We start from the raw sequence: 19712 nt of genomic DNA, 5'->3' as shown, positions 1-19712 counted from the left end.
TTTCCATAAGCGCCGGCTCGACCCTCGAGCCGGCGTTTTACGTTTGCGGTGTTTAAGAAGCGTTAACTATATCGAAACCATCCGTAGGCAAATTTTGCCCAGTGGCGCGTGACGCCGAATCGGCAGGGGCTGGTACCGTTGCAAGGGCTGTTGGGATTTTTGCGGAGTCTGGGCGCTGCGCGCCTGGCAGCGATGGTCGCGGTCACCGTGGCCCTGGTCGGCTTCTTCGCCTTCATCATCATGCGCGTCACAGCGCCGCAGATGACCACCCTGTTCACCGACCTCTCCTATGAGGACTCCTCGGCGATCATCAAGGACCTCGAGCGCCAGTCGATCCCCTATGAGATGCGCAACGACGGCGCCGTGCTGCTGGTGCCGAAGGATAAGGTCACTCGCCTGCGCATGAAGCTCGCCGAGTCCGGCCTGCCGAAGGGCGGCGGCGTCGGTTACGAAATCTTCGACAAGTCCGATGCGCTCGGCGCCACCTCCTTCGTCCAGAATATCAATCACCTGCGCGCGCTGGAAGGCGAACTCGCCCGTACCATCCGTGCCATCGACCGCGTCCAGTTTGCCCGCGTCCATCTGGTGCTGCCGGAACGACCGCTGTTCTCGCGGGAAACGCCTGAGCCATCGGCATCGATCGTGCTGCGCGTGCGCGGTGCGCTGGAGCCGGCGCAGGTCCGTGCGATTCGCCATCTCGCCGCCTCGGCGGTGAACGGACTGAAGCCGCAGCGGGTGTCGATCGTCGATGAACGCGGTAATCTGCTGGCCAACGGCGCGGCCGAAGGCACCATTGACGGCATCAGCAGCGAGGAGCGCCGGATCGGCTTCGAACGGCGCCTGCGCGATCAGGTGGAGGCCATCGTCTCCTCGGTGGTCGGCTCGGGCCGTGCCCGCGTGCAGCTCGCGGCCGATTTCGACTACAACAAGATCACCCAGACCTCCGACCAATACGACCCCGAGAGCCGGGTGGTCCGCTCCAGCCAGTCGCGCGAGGAATCGTCGCAAACGGCGGACTCCCGCGACAACCAGGTCACCGTCAACAACGAGCTTCCCGGCGCCCAGCGTCAGGACGGCCAGCCCGCCGCCACGCCGAAGGATCTCAGTAAGAAGACCGAAGAGATCGTCAACTACGAGATTTCCCGCACCACCAAGACCGAGGTGATCGAAGCCGGCCGCGTCAACCGGATTTCGGTCGCCGTGCTGGTCGATGGCGTCTACGGCAAGAACGAGCGCGGCGACGTCACCTATCAGCCGCGCAGCAAGGACGACCTCGACCGCATCGCCGCCCTGGTCCGCTCCGCCATCGGCTTCGACCAGAAGCGTGGCGACCAAGTGGAGGTGGTGAACCTGCGCTTTGCCGACGGACCGATGGAGCTGCCGCTCGCCGAGCCGGCCGGCCTGCTCGGCAAATTCCAGTTCACCAAGGACGACATCATGTCTGCCATCGAACTGGCGGTGATGGCCTTCCTCGGCATCGTCGTGCTGCTGTTCGTGGTGCGGCCACTGGTGAAGCGCATCCTCAGCCCTGAGGCGATCGCCGCCGCGCTGCCCGCTCCTGCAACGCCGGCCGTCGCCGGTCCATCCGACAGCACCGCCGTCGCTCTCCCGGGAACGATGCCGACCAACCTGATCGACGTCGCCCAGGTGCAGGGCCAGGTGCATGCCCAGTCTGTGCATCGCGTCGGCGAGTTGGTCGACCGCAACCCGTCCGAAACCGTATCCATCATCCGCCAGTGGCTCTCCGAGCCCGCGACCCCGTAAACCGTCATGAACGCCGCCAATCAGACCGACATCGCAGGCACCCTGGCCACGCTCGCCACGCGACAGGCCGGGCGGAGCAAGACCACCAAGCTGCCGGGGCCGAAGCGCGCGGCATTGCTGATGCTCGCCCTCGGCGAACAGTACGGCGGCAAGATCTGGTCCTTGCTCGACGACGACGAACTGCGCGAACTGTCCCTGGTGATGTCCTCGCTCGGCACGGTCGAGGCGGATGTGGTCGAGGACCTGCTGCTCGAATTCGTCTCGCGGATGTCGGCGTCCGGCGCACTGATGGGCAACTTCGACGCCACAGAACGCCTGTTGCAGCAGTATCTGCCGAAGGAGCGCGTCAGCGGCATCATGGACGAAATCCGCGGCCCCGCCGGCCGCAACATGTGGGAGAAGCTCTCCAACGTCCAGGAAGAGGTTCTCGCCAACTACCTGAAGAACGAGTATCCGCAGACCATTGCCGTCGTCCTCTCCAAGCTGACGGCTGAGCATGCGGCTCGTGTGCTGGCGATCCTGCCCGAGGAGCTTGCGCTCGACGTCGTCAACCGTATGCTGCGGATGGAGGCGGTGCAGAAGGAAGTGATCGAGCGGGTCGAACAGACCCTGCGCCTCGAATTCATGTCGAACCTTTCCCAAACCCGCCGGCGCGACGCCCACGAGGTAATGGCCGAGATCTTCAACAACTTCGACCGGCAGACCGAGACCCGCTTCATCACGTCGCTGGAAGAGGAGAATCGCGAATCCGCCGAACGCATCAAGGCGCTGATGTTCACCTTCGACGATCTGGTGAAGCTGGACACCGCCTCCGCCCAGACGCTGATGCGCCACGTAGACAAGGACAAGCTCGGCATCGCGCTGAAGGGCGCCAACGAAGACATCCGCGCCTTCTTCCTCGGCAACATGTCGAGCCGCGCCGCCAAAATGCTGCTGGACGACATGCAGGCGCTCGGCCCGGTGCGGCTGCGCGACGTGGACGAAGCGCAGGCGCTCTTGGTCAACCTCGCCAAGGACCTTGCCGCCAAGGGCGAGATCATGCTGGCGAAGAGCCGCGCCGACGACGAGCTGGTGTATTGAGATGGCAGCTCCCGCAAAGTTCCTGTTCGACCTGGACTTCTCCAGCCCCTCCTCGCGCAACGACGCGGCAAGCACAGCCGATGTCGCGCGCAAGGTCGCGGAAGCCGAAGCCCGCGGATCGCGCACCGGCTATGCCGCGGGTCAGGCGGATGCCGCCAACGAAACCGTGCGCCGCAACGCGATCGCCATGGAAGGGCTGGCGCAAGCGATGGCGCGCATCGCCAATCAGCTCGGCGCGGCCGAAACCCGGATCGAGACCGAGGCGGTCGCCGTTGCCGTGGCCGTCGCACGCAAGCTGTGCGGCGAACTGATCAACCACGAGCCCTTAGCGGAGATGACCGCGCTGTTGACCGACTGTTTGCGTCATCTCGTTTCGACGCCGCACCTCGTCGTCCGCGTCAACGATGCGCTCTACGACGAGGCGCGCGGTCGCATCGAAGCAATCGCCAAGCAAAACGGCTTCGAGGGCCGGCTGGTGATCCTGTCCGACCCGGACATCCAGGGCGGCGACTGCAAGCTAGAATGGGCCGACGGCGGCGTCGCCACCGATCGTGCCGCGACCGATGCGAAGATCGCCGAACTGGTGAACCGATACATGGCCTCGCGTAACGTGGCGGAGACTTAAACGATGAGCGATACAGACAGCCAGGTTCCGCTTCCGAATCTGGACGGGCCTCAGCAAGGCCCTCCGGACGACATCGAAGCCTACAGCCCGGACGAGCAGACCGCGCGCGTCGCCGCCGATCTCGAAGCGGTGTTCGACGTACCGGTGCAGGTCTCGGCCGTGCTCGGCCGTTCGCGCATGGATGTCGGCGAACTGCTGCGGCTCGGCCCCGGCACGGTACTGGAGCTCGACCGCCGCGTCGGCGAAGCGATCGACATTTACGTCAACAACCGCCTGGTGGCGCGCGGCGAGGTGGTCCTGGTCGAGGACAAGCTCGGCGTCACCATGACCGAAATCATCAACAACAACGAGCGCGGATAACGATCCGCCGTCGCGCCCGGCGCGACACGCTATGACAGGAGCAAGACATGCGGCTTCTCATCGCCGGTACCCTGAAGGGCCAGCTTACGACCGCAACCAAGATCGCCATGGACAACGGCGCGACTGTCACTCACGCTGCCGACATCGAGCAGACGATGCGGGTGCTGCGCGGCGGCAAGGGCGCGGACCTGCTGATGGTCGATGTCGCCCTCGATATCCGCGACCTGGTGATGCGCCTCGAAGCCGAACACATCCATGTGCCGATCGTCGCCTGCGGCATCACCAACGACGCCCGCGCGGCGGTCGCCGCGATCCACGCCGGCGCGAAGGAATACATCCCGCTACCGCCGGACCCGGAGCTGATCGCCGCCGTCATCGCTGCGGTCGCCAATGACACCCGCGAGTTGATCTATCGCGACGAGGCGATGGCCAAGGTCATCAAGCTTGCCCAGCAGGTTGCCGCGTCGGAAGCCTCGGTGATGGTCACCGGCGAATCCGGCACCGGCAAGGAGGTGCTGGCACGCTACGTTCACTCACGTTCCAACCGGGCCAAGCGGCCGTTCATCTCCGTCAACTGCGCCGCGATCCCCGAGCACCTGCTCGAGTCCGAGCTGTTCGGCCATGAGAAGGGTGCCTTCACCGGCGCCATCGCCCGCCGCATCGGCAAGTTCGAGGAAGCCAATGGCGGCACGCTACTGCTCGACGAAATCTCCGAAATGGACGTACGACTGCAGTCCAAGCTGCTGCGCGCGATCCAGGAGCGCGTCATCGATCGTGTCGGCGGCACGCGGCCGGTGCCTGTCGATATCCGCATCATCGCCACCTCGAACCGCAATCTTGCTGAAGCGGTGCGCGCCGGGACTTTCCGTGAAGATCTGCTGTTCCGCCTCAACGTCGTCAACCTGAAGATCCCGGCGCTGCGCGAACGCCCGGCCGATATCATCGAGCTCGCACAACACTTTGCGCGGAAATACGCCGAAGCGAACGGCCTGCCGCCCCGGCCGTTGTCGACGGAGGCGCGCCGCGTGCTAAGCGGAAATCGCTGGCAAGGCAATGTGCGCGAACTGGAGAACACGATTCACCGCGCGGTGCTGATGGCAAGCGGCGACGAGATCGGCGCCGACGCGATCCTGTCGCCGGAAGGCGACCGGCTCGATCTCGCCAAGACCTCGCCAGTGGTCGCGCATGCCACGCTCGCAGCCGAGCAGGTCACCCGCGCGCTGGTCGGCCGCACCGTGGCCGACGTCGAACGCGACTTGATTCTGGAAACGCTGAAGCATTGCCTCGGCAACCGCACCCATGCGGCCAACATCCTCGGCATCTCGATCCGCACCCTGCGCAACAAACTGAATGAATATGCCGACGGCGGCTTGGCCATTCCGCCGCCAGGCCAGGGCGAACCGCGCTTCGCGCTCTAACGCCTGAAGCCTCCGACGCTCACGATGCCCGGCCTCGCGCCGGGCATCGGCTTTTTTAAGAATGCGTCGTTCTGAAGCAGCCGCCAGCGCAACCGGCTGATGGTCCGCGGCATTGTACCGGTTTTCACCGGAGCCGCGCATGGAGGACGATCTTGGACGACGATCTCGACCTGCTCGATCGGGAGGCGCTGCTGGCTGAGGCCAAGCGCCTCCGCGTCGCGATCCGACAACATCGCGACAGCACTGGACACGACCTGTGCTGGCATCATCCCGATCTCTGGGACCTGCTACCGGAAAAAACCCCACCCCAGATCGAAGTGCCGGAGTGGCCGCAATTCATGCGCGGCTGCATCCGCTATCGCCAGTCGCTCGATCGCGACCGCGCCGGCGCACCGCGCATCTCCGCTGAGTATGACGCCGGCAAGGGCGAGCAAGAATGAAGCTCGCGGGAATGAGGCTAGGTCTTGTCGCGATCGAACGGCCACTCGCGATTGAGCACCTCGACCAGATCCGCCGGCTGAACCGAAGCCCGCTCGTCCGCAGACGGTTCAATCCTGGGCCGTTCACCCTTCGCCGGTTCGGCTTTTGGCCGCTCACTGCGCAAACGTTCAAGCGCCGGTAGTTCGTTTGGCAGCGGCTTGCGCTGCGACGGCGCAGCCGGTCTGGCCGCTGAGGGCCGCGCGATCGCGCGCATTGCGAGGGCCTGGCGATAGTAGCGACGCGCCCACCAGCCCTGATGATCGGCGCCCTCGCGGACAAACGGACTGAAAAAATAGCTGCGCAGCAGGCGGCGGTTGACGATGCGCGCCGGAAATTTCAACGGCTTCTCGAAATCGACGAACAGAACGACCCGCGTATAATCGCTCTCGTTGCGCGCCTCATGCTCGTAGGTGTCGTCGAAGATCAGCGCGCGCCCCTCGTCCCAATGATGCACCTTGCCATCGACGCGGATCGCCACCGCCTCGCGCGGCTCCGGCACGATCAGACCGAGATGCAGCCGCAGCAGGCCGTTATAAGGACCGCGATGCGGCGGCAGCCGCCTGCCGGGCTCCAGCACCGAGAACATCGCACTGACGAGACCCGGCACCTTCTGCACCAGCCGCCACGTCTCCGGACATTGGGCGATGTTGTGCTCATACTGCTTGAAGTAGTTCGCGAGCATGAAGGTGGTCCAGCCGCGATCCTCCCCAATCGTGGCGGACGACGCGGGCGATTGGCCTACCAGCGCCTCACGACGCATCATCAACCTGGCAAGCTCACCACGGATGATCGTCCAGCCGCTTTCGAGATCGGCGGCCCAGGGGAAGATGCGGCTATCATAAACGGATGGATTGCCGTGCACGGCGGCTGCGCGGTTCTTCCGCTCCGCCCACTGCACAGCATTCATGAATTGGCGCATGATCGCGCTCGGCGCGCGGACCGGCGGCACATGCTCCTGCAAAGGCGTATTCTCGTTCGCAAACGGTTGCGCGGGTGTGGCCGATGAAGCCCGCACTGAACTGTTTTGCGCCATGATGTCGTCCCCAACACACGCGCGAGCCGCGACTGATTCGCCACCTTCAACCATTTAAAGGTATCACACGGCGCAATTTCCAGCGTTAATTGCAGGTGATGGCAAGGATGTGGCGCTCCACATCACAGACACAATTCGACCGGGGCACCAACAATGCGCGATCGCTCAAATCCGAGTCGAATGCGGCGCGAATGTTTCGCCCGAGCGCTATCGGACGAAATGGAACTGCCGCCCCGCGGCTAACTCCAAGGGACCGTGGCAATCACGCATGTCGGATGATACCAGGACGCAGCTTCGCGGCTGTGGAGATCGTCGCGTTCCGCCGCACCGCCCCTGCAAGCGCGAACAAAATGACGGAAAATGAGAAGCTGCAGAGGCTACTCTTGATCGCCGCCGGCGCCACGTCCCTGAAAAACAAAAGCCCCGATCTTTCGATCGGGGCTGAATGGTAGTGATGCTCCGGGTTGAGCCCCGGATTGGTATTGATATCGGTCTTACTCCGCGGCCTGAACCTTCGGAGCGATGTTCTTCATGTTGCCGCCGTAGCGCTCCTTGAAGGCCGTGGTGTCGATCTCCTCGAGGTCGATCTCGCGGTTCAGCACCTGCTCCTTCCACTTGAGCAGCTTCGGATGTGCGTCGTGGAACTCCGGCATCACTTCCTTGGCGAACAGCTCGAGCGACTCGCAGATGTGCTCGTGCGTGTTCTTGCCCGCCTGGTTCAGCAGCACGACCTGATCGATGTTGGACGACTGGAACTTGCGCAGCTTCTTGCGGATGGTGTCCGGAGAGCCGATCAGGCCGCCGCGCAGCGCCGCTGCGTGGGCTTCCGGGTTGGCCTTCTTCCACTTGTTGTACTCGTCCCACATGTTGACGGTGCCCGGCGGCGGACGCTGACGGCCCGACGACGCGCCATAGTACTTCAGCGAGAACTGGAAGAAGGTCTCGCCGTCGGCGCGCTCGCGCGCTTCCTCGTCCGTCTTCGCGCACATGAAGAACGACACCAGCGCGATGTTCGGGTTGGTCTGGTAGTCGGCGAGCTTCTTCTGCCGCTTCACGAATGCATTGTAGTAGGCATGCACCCAGGCGTGCGCGGCGTCCGCCGACACGAACTGGAAGCCCAGCGCGCCCATGCCCCATTCGCCGCACTTGGCCAGCGTATCGAGCTGCGAGCAGGCGACCCACAGCGGCGGGTGCGGTTTCTGCAGCGGCTTCGGCAGCACGTTGCGCAGCGGCATGTTGAAGTATTTGCCGTGATGCTCGCTGCCGCCATCCTTGAACATCGGGATGATGGCCTGCACCGCCTCTTCGAAGATCTCCCGCTTGTTCTCCATGGCGACGCCGAACGGCTCGAGCTCGGTCGACGACGCGCTCTCGCCCATGCCGAATTCGCAGCGGCCGCTCGACAGCAGGTCGAGGCAGGCGACACGCTCGGCGACACGGGCCGGATGGTTGGTGGTGAGCTGATAGATGCCGTGGCCGAGCCGGATCTGCTTGGTGCGCTGGCTGGCGGCGGCAAGGAAGGATTCAGGCGACGGCGAGTGCGAGTATTCTTCGAGGAAGTGATGCTCGACTTCCCACGCGTAGTCGTAACCGAGCTTGTCCGCGAGTTCGACTTGGCTCAACGCATTTTGATAGAGCTTGTGCTCGTCACCCTCTTTCCAGGGGCGTGGCAGCTGCAGCTCATAGAATATGCCGAACTTCATTCAGGCGTTCTCCCGCTCGATCACTTGGATTGACACGCATTCTACTCTGCGAAATTCGTTCGTCCATAGCAGGTGAGCCGCAAACACCATGCATTGCTGCCGTAAGCCTGCTCGAAAAATGAAATGATGCAGCGCGATCCTGTATAGGTGTCGTTCGCGATCCAGCACGATTCGCGATGGTTTGCCGCAAATCGCGGCATCGACTAACACTCACGCACCCGTTCGTTCCGAATACTGAAACATGACCGCCTTTACGCCGCATCAGGATCTCGCGTTGAAAGCCGTTGCCGATTGGCTCCGCGCCAAACCGGGCCAAGGCGCAACGCCGCTGGTGTTTCGCCTGTTCGGCTACGCGGGTACCGGCAAGACCACGCTCGCGCGGCACATCGCCGAGAGCGTCGAGGGCCAGGTGAAGTATGCCGCCTTCACTGGCAAGGCCGCGCTGGTGATGCGCAACAAGGGGTGCGATGGCGCCTCGACGATCCACTCGCTGATCTATCGCGCCCGCGAGACGATGGACGAGACGCCGACCTTCGAACTGTGGGACGATGCACCGGCCTCGAAGGCGAAGCTGATCGTCATCGACGAATGCTCGATGGTCGATGCCGAGCTTGGCCGCGATCTGATGTCATTCGGCTGCCCTCTGCTCGTGCTCGGCGATCCGGCGCAACTGCCGCCGATCCAGGGCGCAGGCTTCTTCACCAATGCCGAGCCCGACGCGATGCTGACCGAGGTGCATCGCCAGGCGCAGGACGATCCGATCGTACGGCTGTCGATGGACGTGCGCGAAGGCCGTACGATCGAAGCCGGCCAGTACGGCGAGACCGAGGTGGTGCGCCGCACGTCGCTCGATCCGGACCGCGTCATGAACGCCGACCAGGTGCTGGTCGGCCGCAACAACACCCGCCGCGCCTACAACCTGCGCATCCGCGAGAAGCAAGGCATCACCGATCCGTTGCCGGTGGCCGGCGACAAGCTGGTTTGCCTGCGCAACAACCGCAAGAAGGCACTGTTCAACGGCGGGCTGTGGCGCGTGAAGGCCCGCGCGCAGTCCAAGTCGCGCATCGTCACCATGCGCCTCGTGCCGGACGAGGAGTTCGCCGCCAAGGCCGTGAAGGTATCGGTCCGCGCGGACTGCTTCGCCGGCGGCATCGAGGACCTCGCCTGGGAGCAGCGCCGACCCTACGATGAATTCGATTTCGGTTACGTCTTGACCGTGCACAAGTCGCAAGGGTCGCAATGGGACGATGTGGTCCTGTTCGACGAAAGCTTCGCGTTTCAGGAGAGCCGTGCACGCTGGCTCTACACCGGCATCACACGCGCGGCAAAACGTCTCAGTATCGTGCTATAATCCTTCCTGCGGAGACTAAAAATTGATTCTGGTCCGGAACCAGCCATCAATCATTCGGGTTATCTCCCGATGACTGACACGGCCGTTCGGATCAGTATACTCCGCAATATACGTCCATCTTAGTCCACGGCCCATCGACGTAATCCACCACCGAAGGAGACATCATGAAACTTGCACGAGCTTGTGCGGTCACCCTGTTCGCGGCCTCTACCGCGCTGGCGCTCAGCATGCCTGCGCAGTCCGCGCCGCTGACGCAGGACAAGGCCCTCGCATCGGCAGCCGCCACAGGCGTCGAGACCGTGCAGTGGCACGGTGGTCATCGTCACCGCGGCTATTATGGCCCGCGCTATCACCACCACCATCATCATCGTGGCCCGAGCGCAGGCGCAGTGATCGGCGGTCTCGCCGCAGGCGCAGTGATCGGCGGCATCATCGCCGGCAGCCAGGCTCAGGCGGCGCAGAACAACGCGATCGCTTATTGCTCGCAGCGCTTCCGCTCCTACGATCCGGCCTCGGGCACCTATCTCGCCAAGGATGGTTATCGGCGTCCGTGCCCGTGAGCTGACGACAGATCGTTCGTCCGACTATGTTCGTTTGATTGTGAAGCCGCGGGCAGTGTCCCGCGGCTTTCGCGTTTGTCTCTCGTCTAGATCTCTCGGTCGCGCGCAGCGGATCACTTCTCGACCGCTTCCTTCAGGCCAGCGTCGGCATGCGGGAATTGCCCCGCCGCTTGCAGCTTCACGGCTCGCGCCAGCGTCAGCGCGGCGTTGCGGACGTCGCTCTGAAACGCCTCGTCCTCGTCCAGCGCCTGATGCGAGGTAGCATAGGGTTCGTTGTAACCGACGTAGCCGTCGCACTCGGCGAGCGCACCGGCCGAGATCATCTTGATGTCGGTCAGCCAGTCCGACAGCGACCGCCGCAACGTCTCCGCACCGATCACGTCGCCGTGGACGATGACCGCGAACAGCCGCCCTGCGAGATGGCGCGGATAATTCCAGCCCTTCAGTTCCAGCGCCTTTGCCTCGTCGGGATGTTTGCCGTGCGTCGAGGTCGGATCGGGATTGCCGCCGTCGGCGCAGACAAGCCGGTCGATCATCGCCTTCAGACCGCCCGGGACCTGATACCAGTTGACGGGTGTGACGATCATCACGCCGTGCGCGGCGATCCACTTCGGATAGATCTCGTTCATCCAGTCGCCGGTCTGGCCCAGAGCATGGTTCGGATAGCAACTGCAGGGCCAATGGCACAACGGCATGGCCGTCGAGACGCACGCCTTGCACGGATAGATCACGCGGCCGGCTTCCGATGCGAGCAGCGACAGATCGAGAAGCTCCACCTCGCACCCGGCATCGCGCAGGACCGTCTCGGCGATCTTCACCAGCCGCCAGCTCTTCGAAATTTCGCCGGGACAGGTCTGGTCCGAGCGCGCAGACCCGTTGACCAGCAGGATGCGGCGCTTGGCATTCCTGTCCTGATAACGCGTCTGGGCGGCGGCGATCGCCTCATGCGCCTCGATCCAGTCCAGCGAGAGATCATAGTCCGGATCGGCGAAGCCCGGCCCCGCCTTTCGCGTGCGCGGCGACTTGCGGTACTTGATGTAGCCGTCCCAAGCAACCTCTGCGACGGCTGCGATCTCGCGCGCGACCGCGGCGAACGCCGGATCCTCGAAGTGCCGGCGAAACCGGCGCTCGAACTCCTCACGGGACAATTCGACCGATGGCATTCCCTTGCGAACGTCCGGCTGCGGCATGGCATCGTTCCTCTGGCTGGCATCAGACTGGCTCGTCCATGACCAACTGTCGGGCCGCGGCAATCGATCCGTCCACGGTTTTCACCACCGCATTTTCACGCTTTCGTGTGCGCCGTAACGGGCCCGCAGAAATCGCGTATCTTCAGGGCGTCCGGCCGACGCCGACGCCCCTTTGAGGAAAGCTCCTATGCGCCCCACCCTGAAGTCCGGACTGTTCGCCACAGCCTTTGCGGCTCTTGCTGCGACGAGCTTCGCCCACGCGTCGTCCGAGCCGGTTGCGATTCCGCCGCCGGCGCAAGACCTGCCTGCGGCAAGTGGCCCGCAAACGGCTGTGTTTGCCGGCGGCTGCTTTTGGGGCGTGCAAGCCGTCTTCCAACACACCGATGGCGTGATCAACGCAGTATCAGGCTATGCCGGCGGCGCGAAGGAAACCGCCACTTACGATCGCACGACCGCCGGCGACACCGGTCATGCGGAATCGGTGCGCGTGACGTATGATCCGAATAAGATCTCTTACGGCAAGCTGATGCAGATCTACTTTTCGGTGATCCACGATCCGACCGAGCTCAACCGCCAAGGCCCAGACGTCGGCACGCAGTATCGCTCGACCATCTTCGTCCAGAACGACGCGCAAAAGAAGACCGCCGAAGCCTACATCGCCCAACTCAATGCCGCGAAGGTGTTCAAGAAGCCGATCGCCACCACCATCGAGACCGGCAAGCCGTTCTACAGCGCCGAAAATTATCATCAGGACTATGCGACGCTGAATCCACACAAGCCCTACATCGTGATCAACGACGCCCCCAAGGTCGGCAACCTGGAGAAGTTCTTCCCCGCCAACTTCCGCGCCAAGCCGGTGCTGGTGCGCGACGCCAAGGCGACCAACTGACGGATCGCCGTCCAGCTGCATCGCGCCACAGGGTTGCAGATTTCCGCGCCGATCGTGCTTATATAGCGACGAGACGGCCGATCTCGGAGACCACCCGAACATCGGCGCAGACGAAGCCGGACACGACTGGGACTACGACAAGGAGCAGATCATGAGCGATGCGAAGACTGCCGACAAAGTGCACAAGAGCGAAGCCGAGTGGCGCGCCGAACTCACGCCGATGCAGTACGCCGTGTTGCGCGAGAAGGCGACCGAACGCCCCTTCTCCGGCGAATACGAGCACACCACCGCGAAGGGCACATACGTTTGCGCCGGTTGCGGACAGACGCTGTTTGAATCCGACACCAAGTTCGATTCTGGCTGCGGTTGGCCGAGCTTCACTGCGCCGGCCGTCGAAAGCCATATCGACGAGGAGCGCGATTTCAGCCACGGCATGATCCGCACCGAGGTTCTTTGCTCGAAATGCAACGGCCATCTCGGCCACGTCTTTCCAGATGGTCCTGCGCCGACAGGCCTGCGCTACTGCATCAATTCGGCCGCGCTGAAATTGAAGCCCAAGGGTTGAACGGAAGATTGTCGGGCATTTCTGTGGACGCTCGAGGCGCGCAGATGTTTACGCGAGCGGCATGATAAGCGGGTTCCCGCACGCGTAACATCGTTTCACGTGAACAGGTGAGGCGAACGAAAAGTTCGCCTTACACCGGGCTTTCAACCACACCGCGTAAATTTTCCCGCTTTGTTCCGTTAACCTTTTGCTGCGTCTGTGCGAGACGCATGAGAGGATCGGCTGCCATGCGGCTTCTTTGCTCGCAATTGCAGCATACAACCCTTATATTCCTGTCATGAAAGCCGGGCTGGTTCGCCGCGTATGGCGCGTGCCCGATGTCTCCATTCAGCAGAACAGGATTAGACGAAGGCGTCCAACCATGTCCGCATTCAACTACAATCGTAGCGCAGAACTCTTCCCCGCTCCCATCCGCAACAAGAAGCGCGCCGGCTTTACCTATCGCCGCTTCGACAGCGCAGCCGAGGCGATCCGCTTCGCGGTCGAGCAACTGCCTGCGGATTCGCTGAACGGCGCCTATCTCGAAGTGAACGAGAAGCGTTTCGATCAGGCCGGTATCCGTGCGCTCTACAACAGCCCGGACTTCCCGCTCGAGCGCAAGGCGAAGGCCGCCTGATTACCGAAGACATCGCGATCTGTGCGAATGGCCCTGGACCTCGTCCGGGGCCTTTGTCTTTCAGCGCAGCGTCTTTCAGCGTGTTGCCGTTCTGAGCAGTCGCTTTCGGGCCGCCCCTCACGGCGCTCGCCATCGTCCTCAGCGCCTCTTCATCGCCTGCTTGTCGATCCAGCGCTGCAGCATGCGGATGTTGCGAACGTTGGCCTTGAAGGCAACGTCGAACGCATCGCCGACCAGCGGCACCATGCCGACCACACCATCGACCGCCACGTTGGCGAGCATCCGTGCCACGAGGTAACGCGGCGCTCCGAGCGCGCGGGCTTCACGCACCACCCATAGCGCCAGCGCCGTGGTGATGATGTCGCCGACGATCGGAATGAGGCCGATCAGGCCGTCGAGGCCATAGCGAACGTTGGTGCCCGGCACGATGAATGCCATGTCGAGCAGGTTGCCGATCGCCTCAAGCCGCGCCAAGCGCTGCTCGCGCGTGAGCGGCTGCGCGCCGAAGCCGAAAGCATGGAACGCGAAGTCGTCGCCGCCGAACGCGCCTTGCGAAAAGCCGTCGCGGGCGAAGCGATCGCGCGCGACTTTGCTGTCGCGGAACCCGTCCCCGGCGAGGGTGCCGGGGCTGATTTCGCGGCCGTCCTGATCGATGACCGGCCCGTGGCGGGGGGAGCGATCCTGGCCGCGGGCCTGTGAATGGGGACGTTGCACCATCAGCGTCACATGGGCAGGCGAAGCACGAAAGGCAAGCGCCTGCGTCATCCTGCCAGCGCGGTCGAAACCGCAGCGTGGCGGTCGAGCCGGAGCGTCAGGCACGCCGCCGATCCGCCGCTCTGCAGGAAGGTGTCGAGCAGCGTCTCCACCACGGCGTAGCCACGCGCGGCAAGCTCCGCCCGCAACGCCGCCGAGCAGCGCGACATCACCACGGTCCCGCCGACGCAGACCGCATTCGCCGCGAACTGCACCGCATCGTCCTCACCGAGCGCGATGCGCTGACGCGCCGGCACCTGCGCCTCGATCGCCGCGCGGCCCGCCTCGCTGAACGCCCCCGGATAATAGATGAGATCGCCGGTCGGCAGCGGGCACAGCGCCGTATCGAGATGATAGAAGCGCGGATCGACGAGCTGCAGCGGCACCACCGACACGCCGAAGGTCGCCGCCACGGCCTCCGCCGCGCGCGGGTCCGAACGCGGGCCATGCCCCATCCAGAACAGATCGCGCGCCGGATCGAACAGGCAATCGCCCGCGCCTTCCAGCACCACATCGTCCGGCAGCGCCACCACCCGCGACAACAGCCCACGCGTACGCAGGCCCTCGAACGCCGCGGCGAACACCGGCTCCTCGCCCTGCCGCTCCGGATGGCGGAAACGCGCCAGCAGCGCGGTGCCGTTCAGCACCACGGCGGCGTTGGCGGTGAACACCAGATCCGGCAGGCCTTGCACCGGCGGCACGGTCTCGATCGCCGCGCCGGCCGCGGTCAATGCCGCATGCAGCGCGCTCCATTGCCGGCGCGCCTTCGCCTGGGCCGCGCCGCCGTCACGCACCGCAGCTGCGGCCCACGCGGCCGGGTCCATCCAAGGATTGATGCTGTAGTGAACCGCAAAGTGCTCCGGCGCGCACATCAACAGGCGCGGCACCTCCGCACGCGCCATCCGATCGGCAACCGGCTGATGAACTGTCTGTAACATGTCCCTGCCACCGTCATCGATCACGCAAACAGCTTACGCGATTCTCGTCGCGGATATGGTCCGTCGCGAGCGAAATTCAATGGCAAAAGCAAATCGCCGGGCTTGCGCCCGGCGACTGCGTGTTGCGTCTTCGTGAGACGGCTATCGCGTCAGCGGCAGCGCTGCACCGTCCTGAACGTGACGGTGCCGTTCGGGCGCACGACCCGCTGGCGCTCGGTGAAGCAGCGCGGCCGCGGACGGGTGAAGCCCGGCGTGCAGATTTCGCGCGTGCGCCAGACGACGGCACCGTTCGGCCTGCGGATGCGCTCGCGCACGGTACGGCAGGCGACATGCTCGACCGCCGACGGCGCATGCAGACCGGGATCGGCCATGCGCGCCTGCGCCGGCGCAGAAATGGCAACGGCGCCGCCCAACAGGGCGGCTGCGGCAGCAACGGTGCAAATGAATTTCATCTGTCTTGTTTCTCCGTGATGCAGATGGTGCTTGGGATGCATTTTTGCCCCAAGACGCGAACGGCTAACCGACGATTACGTTCCATGCGCGGAAAGAACAAGGCAATGCATGCCGCAAGCCTGAACATGCATTCACACGTGCAATCCCTGCACGGCCGGCGCAAGCGAGAGACGGCCCGCGCGCCGCGCCTGCGTCTCCGCGGCCTCGCTTTTTAGGCCCTTGCTTTCCCGCCCTTGCTTTCCCGCGCGCTTACACACTTTTGCACCTTCTTGTACGCCTCTTGCACGCTGACAGGCCGCGCCGGATTTCGTCACCGCCCCCTCACGCGCATGAGCGCATCCATCGGCTGTCGTGCTGCTGGTCGACGCTCGGCTTGTTTTCGATCGCGCGCTGCGTCGCGTCCTTCAATGGCGCGCTGCGCCGCTGCCGTCCGCAGCCTCAGCCACGAACGCTGGTCTTCGCCAAGTCTCGCCCCTATCCGGGGCGGCGGAGCGCCGCAAGACGCAACCGTCGTTCAAGGGACGCGATCCGAACCGCGGACCGCGCAACGCCTTTCGGCGCTCCGCACGCGGCGATTTCCGTCCTCGGGACCGTGCTTCCGGCACGGGAGCCGCGCATCGCGCGAGCTGATCCGGCAGGCTTTCGCCCGCTTTCATCCCGCCCCGTCCAGCCATTCAAAGGCAGAGTCCCGTAGTGGACCCGGACGGTGACCCGAGGCCTCCCGAGAGCGTGGATGCGAACCACGCGCGCGGGCGCCGCCGCCCCCGCTCCGCCTGCCGAACGCCTCCGGAAGGCGCCCCGGATGAGCGAGGGTATAAGGACTATAGTCCTACATGCCATTCCTGTCAACCGCGCATGGCAGAAAATCCGACCGCCTTTTGCTTTGACAGAACGTCGCACATGGCGGAAAAGCCGCCCATGCCAAAGAAACCCGGGACCAATCCGAAGGGCGAATTCGCCTTCTTCAACGTCGTCTATGAGGACGGCTCGCTCCGCTCCAACCGGCGCGTGCCGACCGACATCCTCGGCGGTCTCGAAGGCGACGAGCCCGCGCGGGGCTACATCATGGAGCAGGACCGCGAGATCGCCGAGAAATCCGGCAAGCCGCCGCTCGCCATCAAGAGCATCGAGCGGGTCGGCGCGAAGAAGAAAAAGCCGGCCTGAGCCTGCGGCCGCCGACAGCAGCCCGCGTTGGGCCTCGTATCCGCGCCCTCCTTGGTGCTCTGCCGCGGCGATCACGTCGGCAGGCTGTGCAGAAAATCGATCATCGCCGCATTGACCTCGGCAGGGCGCTCCTGCTGGGTCCAGTGACCGCAGCCGGGCAGCATTTTGACCTCGCGCAAATTCGGCACAACCTGACGCATGTTCGCCAGCGCCTCCGTCATGCCCGGCGCCGCGACCACCATGTCGTGGTCCCCCGCCATGTAGAGCGCCGGGACCGTGACCTTGGTGTCGGCGAAGGCCGCCATCAGCTCCCAGTTGCGATCGAGGTTGCGATAGTAATTGAGCGGACCGCGAAAACCGCTGCGGGCGAATGCACCGGCATAGAGGTCGAGCTCGGCCTCGCTCAGCCATGATGGCAGCGGTGGCGTTTCGCCCGCTTGCAGCAGGCCGCCGTGGCGCGGCACCATGCCGATGCCCGGCGCCGCGCCGCCGCTTGCCATCCTCGCGCGGATCACGGCGACGCCTTCACCCGAAGCGCCATAGAGCATGGTGCGCAGGGTCAAGCGAGGGTCCTGCTCGAACTCGGCCTCGGCGACACCGGGCGCCTGGAAATACAACTGATAGAACTGGGCGTCCTCGGTCTGCGGCATCAGGCTGGTCGGAGGCGCCGGGCTCCGCGGCCGGAACGGCACGCTGAGGCAACGATCGCGCGGAAGCGATCCGGCCGGAGCCGCGCCGCCTGCCAGGCGATGTTCGCGCCCCAATCATGACCGACGATGACCGCGTGCGGGGCGCCGAGTGCATCCAAGACGCCGACGAGATCGCCGACCAAATGGAAGATGGTGTACTGGTCGATCGCCGCGGGCCGGTCGCTGTTGCCGTAGCCGCGCATGTCGGGCGCGACAGCATGGAAGCCCGCGGCCGCCACCGCATCGATCTGATGCCGCCAGGAATACCAACCTTCCGGAAAGCCATGGCAGAACAGGACCACCGGCCCCTGCCCCAACTCGGCGACATTGAGGCCGATGCCGTTGGCCTTGATGGTCCGCTCGATCGGCCTGGTCATCGTCCGCGCTCCACCGCTTGCATCCGCAACTCCGCCCCGCATCGCGCCGCTTCGGCTTGCCGCTGGAGAAGGAGCGATTCGAGCAGCCTATGCGCGTCTTAAACCCTCACCGCCCGACCAGCTTGTCGGCGAAGTAGGCGATGGTCTTGCGGTAGACCACCGCCCTATTCCACTCGCGCATCGCCTCGAAGTTGGACGTGCCCTCGCCATAGGGACCGGGCTTCCAGCCATTGGTGCGCAGCAGGTTGGCGGTGGAGGCCAGCACGTCCGGCACGCTGCGGCGCAGATCGACATGGCCGTTGCCGTCGAAATCGACGCCGTACTTGATGTAGGACGACGGCAGGAATTGCGTCTGGCCGATCTCGCCGGCATAGGCGCCGACCATCTCGCCGAGCGGCAGGTCGCCGCGCTGGACGATCTGCAGCGCCGCCAGCAGCTCGCGCTGGAACAACTCGGTGCGGCGGCAGTCATGCGCCATGGTGGCGAGCACGCGGAACACCGATAGCTTGCCCATGTCAGCGCCGTTGTCGGTCTCCAGCGTCCAGATCGCCACCACGATCTGCGGCGGTACGCCGAAGCGCTGTTCGATGCGCGAGAGCAGCGCCGCATGCCGCTGCATCATCGCCGAGGCCCGCTTGATGCGGGCGGCGCCGACGCGGGTCGCCACATACTGCTCGAAGGTCTTGTTGAAGGTGCCGCGCTGGCGCCGATCGAACGCCAGCACCGCCTGGTCCTGCGTAACGTTGCCGAGCGCCTGGCTCAGCACCGCCTGCGAAATGCCCTGCGCCTGCGCCTCGCGCGAGAAGTTGGCGATGAAGGTGTGGAAGTCGCCGCCGCACTGGGCGGCCATGGCCGGAAGGGCGAGGAGGGACGAGAGAACAAGAGCCGCAAGCGTGCGCGCGATCATGAGGATTCCTGCTGTCGTTGCCGTCGTGGGCGCGATCATGGCACGGCAAATGCGACGGAACAACGATGACCACCGGCGGCATCGGCCCGCATCGCACAGGCGCGAGCCGCTTTTTTTGAAGGGTTCTCAGCCGTTTCCGCTGGCGTCCAACGCCGCGCCCTTCTATAAGCCTGCCGATGCTGGCGCCCTGCCAGCCGTAAGCGTCTCACGTCAGGCAACGCATTCCATCCGGCCGTTCCGACCGGCACGAATGCTTAACCATGCCCGTGATCGACCCGGCCGACCTTCCAAGCGAGACCTCCATGACTGACCTGTCCACGCCGCGCCGGCGCGGCAAGCTGCCCGCGCGCTACGCCAGCATCATCATGCCGCTGGTGCTGTCGATCATCATGACCTTCGTGGTCTCGGCGATCGCGACCTTCAAAAGCCTCGGGCCGACACCGGCCTTTCTTGCGACCTGGCCGAGCGCCTGGGCGCTGTCGTGGCTGGTGGCGTTTCCGACGCTGCTGGCGGTGCTGCCGCTGGTGCGGCGGATCGTCAACTGGCTGGTCGAGCCGCCGCACCGCTGACGGGCGGAGCGATCTTGGAGCGGTCGTTCGCGACCGCCTCCCGCGCGGCCTCAGGCTCTGGGCTTCGGCTCTAGCTTCGGCTCCGCCCCTCAGGCGCGCTCCGGCTCGTCGCGCAACGCGGCAAGCGTAGCGAAGGATTTACGGCGCGCAACGCGCGCAAGCACGGACGAAGCAAAAAAAGAGCGGCATCGCTGCCGCTCTCATTCACATCCGGTTCAGATGCGGCGT

Annotated in this window: 20 protein-coding genes and 1 pseudogene; 13 read left to right on the top strand and 8 right to left on the bottom strand. The window is 64.6% G+C overall.

All coding sequences use genetic code 11. The features are described 5' to 3' along the window. The first annotated feature begins 138 nt into the window (after nucleotides 1-138). From fliF to X566_RS13660, 6 genes are all read left to right on the top strand, one after another. A complete protein-coding gene (gene fliF / locus X566_RS13685) occupies nucleotides 139-1764 on the top strand; it encodes a flagellar basal-body MS-ring/collar protein FliF (protein ID WP_034468639.1) in 1626 nt (541 codons plus the stop codon). A 6-nt stretch (nucleotides 1765-1770) separates the two neighbouring features. Further along, nucleotides 1771-2844, top strand: a complete 1074-nt coding sequence (gene fliG, locus X566_RS13680) for a flagellar motor switch protein FliG (RefSeq protein WP_034467107.1) — start codon at nucleotides 1771-1773, stop codon at nucleotides 2842-2844. Nucleotide 2845: 1 nt separating this feature from the next. Further along, nucleotides 2846-3469, top strand: a complete 624-nt coding sequence (locus X566_RS13675) for a FliH/SctL family protein (protein WP_034467105.1) — start codon at nucleotides 2846-2848, stop codon at nucleotides 3467-3469. A 3-nt stretch (nucleotides 3470-3472) separates the two neighbouring features. Continuing rightward, nucleotides 3473-3829 (top strand): flagellar motor switch protein FliN, encoded by a 357-nt coding sequence (gene fliN / locus X566_RS13670; protein WP_034467103.1) that lies wholly within the window; start codon nucleotides 3473-3475, stop codon nucleotides 3827-3829. 47 nt (nucleotides 3830-3876) lie between these two features. After that, entirely contained in the window at nucleotides 3877-5247 is a 1371-nt protein-coding gene (locus X566_RS13665; RefSeq protein WP_034467102.1) for a sigma-54-dependent Fis family transcriptional regulator, read from the top strand. A gap of 152 nt (nucleotides 5248-5399) precedes the next feature. Next, nucleotides 5400-5687, top strand: a complete 288-nt coding sequence (locus tag X566_RS13660; RefSeq protein ID WP_034467101.1) for a hypothetical protein — start codon at nucleotides 5400-5402, stop codon at nucleotides 5685-5687. Nucleotides 5688-5704: 17 nt separating this feature from the next. Here the strand turns inward: X566_RS13660 and X566_RS23955 are convergent, their stop codons facing one another. Beyond that, nucleotides 5705-6760, bottom strand: coding sequence for an aspartyl/asparaginyl beta-hydroxylase domain-containing protein (locus X566_RS23955; RefSeq protein ID WP_081740170.1), 1056 nt, complete (start codon nucleotides 6758-6760; stop codon nucleotides 5705-5707). A 494-nt stretch (nucleotides 6761-7254) separates the two neighbouring features. Beyond that, complete coding sequence (locus X566_RS13650) at nucleotides 7255-8463, bottom strand: LLM class flavin-dependent oxidoreductase (protein ID WP_034467099.1); 1209 nt, start codon at nucleotides 8461-8463, stop codon at nucleotides 7255-7257. Between the two features lie 241 nt (nucleotides 8464-8704). Between X566_RS13650 and X566_RS13645 the strand changes: the two genes are divergently transcribed. Further along, nucleotides 8705-9814 (top strand): ATP-dependent RecD-like DNA helicase, encoded by a 1110-nt coding sequence (locus X566_RS13645; protein ID WP_034467097.1) that lies wholly within the window; start codon nucleotides 8705-8707, stop codon nucleotides 9812-9814. 164 nt (nucleotides 9815-9978) lie between these two features. Continuing rightward, on the top strand, nucleotides 9979-10374 hold the full coding sequence (locus tag X566_RS13640; protein WP_034467095.1) for a BA14K family protein: 396 nt from the start codon (nucleotides 9979-9981) through the stop codon (nucleotides 10372-10374). 113 nt (nucleotides 10375-10487) lie between these two features. Here the strand turns inward: X566_RS13640 and X566_RS13635 are convergent, their stop codons facing one another. Beyond that, nucleotides 10488-11564 carry a flavodoxin family protein gene (locus X566_RS13635; RefSeq protein WP_034467093.1) on the bottom strand — a complete coding sequence of 359 codons (1077 nt, stop codon included), beginning with the start codon at nucleotides 11562-11564 and terminating at the stop codon, nucleotides 10488-10490. A 187-nt stretch (nucleotides 11565-11751) separates the two neighbouring features. Between X566_RS13635 and msrA the strand changes: the two genes are divergently transcribed. From msrA to X566_RS13620, 3 genes are all read left to right on the top strand, one after another. Further along, entirely contained in the window at nucleotides 11752-12453 is a 702-nt protein-coding gene (gene msrA / locus X566_RS13630; RefSeq protein ID WP_034467091.1) for a peptide-methionine (S)-S-oxide reductase MsrA, read from the top strand. 151 nt (nucleotides 12454-12604) lie between these two features. Then, nucleotides 12605-13018 (top strand): peptide-methionine (R)-S-oxide reductase MsrB, encoded by a 414-nt coding sequence (msrB, locus tag X566_RS13625; RefSeq protein ID WP_034467088.1) that lies wholly within the window; start codon nucleotides 12605-12607, stop codon nucleotides 13016-13018. Nucleotides 13019-13379: 361 nt separating this feature from the next. Next, a complete protein-coding gene (locus X566_RS13620) occupies nucleotides 13380-13634 on the top strand; it encodes a hypothetical protein (protein ID WP_034467086.1) in 255 nt (84 codons plus the stop codon). A gap of 138 nt (nucleotides 13635-13772) precedes the next feature. Here X566_RS13620 and X566_RS13615 read toward each other — a convergent pair whose 3' ends face one another. From X566_RS13615 to X566_RS13605, 3 genes are all read right to left on the bottom strand, one after another. Continuing rightward, nucleotides 13773-14351 (bottom strand): DUF4112 domain-containing protein, encoded by a 579-nt coding sequence (locus tag X566_RS13615; RefSeq protein ID WP_034468627.1) that lies wholly within the window; start codon nucleotides 14349-14351, stop codon nucleotides 13773-13775. A 44-nt stretch (nucleotides 14352-14395) separates the two neighbouring features. Continuing rightward, nucleotides 14396-15325 carry a dimethylarginine dimethylaminohydrolase family protein gene (locus tag X566_RS13610; protein WP_081740169.1) on the bottom strand — a complete coding sequence of 310 codons (930 nt, stop codon included), beginning with the start codon at nucleotides 15323-15325 and terminating at the stop codon, nucleotides 14396-14398. 149 nt (nucleotides 15326-15474) lie between these two features. After that, entirely contained in the window at nucleotides 15475-15777 is a 303-nt protein-coding gene (locus X566_RS13605; RefSeq protein WP_034467082.1) for a hypothetical protein, read from the bottom strand. Nucleotides 15778-16696: 919 nt separating this feature from the next. Between X566_RS13605 and X566_RS13595 the strand changes: the two genes are divergently transcribed. Beyond that, on the top strand, nucleotides 16697-16942 hold the full coding sequence (locus X566_RS13595; protein WP_034468623.1) for a hypothetical protein: 246 nt from the start codon (nucleotides 16697-16699) through the stop codon (nucleotides 16940-16942). A gap of 71 nt (nucleotides 16943-17013) precedes the next feature. On the opposite strand, the pseudogene X566_RS13590 reads toward X566_RS13595, so the two are convergent. Together X566_RS13590 and X566_RS13585 are read right to left on the bottom strand one after the other, a co-directional pair. Further along, a pseudogene (locus tag X566_RS13590) lies at nucleotides 17014-18008 on the bottom strand (alpha/beta fold hydrolase). Between the two features lie 106 nt (nucleotides 18009-18114). After that, the gene (locus tag X566_RS13585) at nucleotides 18115-18915 is read right to left on the bottom strand and encodes a lytic transglycosylase domain-containing protein (RefSeq protein WP_034468622.1); all 801 of its coding nucleotides are present in this window, start codon (nucleotides 18913-18915) and stop codon (nucleotides 18115-18117) included. A 302-nt stretch (nucleotides 18916-19217) separates the two neighbouring features. On the opposite strand from X566_RS13585, the gene X566_RS13580 reads away from it, so the two are divergent. After that, nucleotides 19218-19484 (top strand): DUF2798 domain-containing protein, encoded by a 267-nt coding sequence (locus X566_RS13580; protein ID WP_034468621.1) that lies wholly within the window; start codon nucleotides 19218-19220, stop codon nucleotides 19482-19484. The last annotated feature ends 228 nt before the right edge of the window (nucleotides 19485-19712 follow it).

It is taken from the genome of Afipia sp. P52-10 (assembly GCF_000516555.1).
Taxonomy (GTDB): domain Bacteria; phylum Pseudomonadota; class Alphaproteobacteria; order Rhizobiales; family Xanthobacteraceae; genus P52-10.
The sequence above is the reverse complement of the archived record's forward strand: the minus strand, read 5'-3'. Positions and strand labels throughout refer to the sequence as shown.

Excerpts from the sequence above, each read along its gene's own strand:
- fliG (WP_034467107.1), top strand. The coding sequence starts at position 1,771 with ATGAACGCCGCCAATCAGACCGACATCGCAGGCACCCTGGCCACGCTC.
- X566_RS13675 (WP_034467105.1), top strand. The coding sequence starts at position 2,846 with ATGGCAGCTCCCGCAAAGTTCCTGTTCGACCTGGACTTCTCCAGCCCC.
- fliN (WP_034467103.1), top strand. The coding sequence starts at position 3,473 with ATGAGCGATACAGACAGCCAGGTTCCGCTTCCGAATCTGGACGGGCCT.
- X566_RS13665 (WP_034467102.1), top strand. The coding sequence starts at position 3,877 with ATGCGGCTTCTCATCGCCGGTACCCTGAAGGGCCAGCTTACGACCGCA.
- X566_RS23955 (WP_081740170.1), bottom strand. The coding sequence starts at position 6,760 with ATGGCGCAAAACAGTTCAGTGCGGGCTTCATCGGCCACACCCGCGCAA.
- X566_RS13650 (WP_034467099.1), bottom strand. The coding sequence starts at position 8,463 with ATGAAGTTCGGCATATTCTATGAGCTGCAGCTGCCACGCCCCTGGAAA.
- X566_RS13645 (WP_034467097.1), top strand. The coding sequence starts at position 8,705 with ATGACCGCCTTTACGCCGCATCAGGATCTCGCGTTGAAAGCCGTTGCC.
- X566_RS13640 (WP_034467095.1), top strand. The coding sequence starts at position 9,979 with ATGAAACTTGCACGAGCTTGTGCGGTCACCCTGTTCGCGGCCTCTACC.
- X566_RS13635 (WP_034467093.1), bottom strand. The coding sequence starts at position 11,564 with ATGCCGCAGCCGGACGTTCGCAAGGGAATGCCATCGGTCGAATTGTCC.
- msrA (WP_034467091.1), top strand. The coding sequence starts at position 11,752 with ATGCGCCCCACCCTGAAGTCCGGACTGTTCGCCACAGCCTTTGCGGCT.
- msrB (WP_034467088.1), top strand. The coding sequence starts at position 12,605 with ATGAGCGATGCGAAGACTGCCGACAAAGTGCACAAGAGCGAAGCCGAG.
- X566_RS13620 (WP_034467086.1), top strand. The coding sequence starts at position 13,380 with ATGTCCGCATTCAACTACAATCGTAGCGCAGAACTCTTCCCCGCTCCC.
- X566_RS13615 (WP_034468627.1), bottom strand. The coding sequence starts at position 14,351 with ATGGTGCAACGTCCCCATTCACAGGCCCGCGGCCAGGATCGCTCCCCC.
- X566_RS13610 (WP_081740169.1), bottom strand. The coding sequence starts at position 15,325 with ATGTTACAGACAGTTCATCAGCCGGTTGCCGATCGGATGGCGCGTGCG.
- X566_RS13605 (WP_034467082.1), bottom strand. The coding sequence starts at position 15,777 with ATGAAATTCATTTGCACCGTTGCTGCCGCAGCCGCCCTGTTGGGCGGC.
- X566_RS13595 (WP_034468623.1), top strand. The coding sequence starts at position 16,697 with ATGCCAAAGAAACCCGGGACCAATCCGAAGGGCGAATTCGCCTTCTTC.
- X566_RS13585 (WP_034468622.1), bottom strand. The coding sequence starts at position 18,915 with ATGATCGCGCGCACGCTTGCGGCTCTTGTTCTCTCGTCCCTCCTCGCC.
- X566_RS13580 (WP_034468621.1), top strand. The coding sequence starts at position 19,218 with ATGACTGACCTGTCCACGCCGCGCCGGCGCGGCAAGCTGCCCGCGCGC.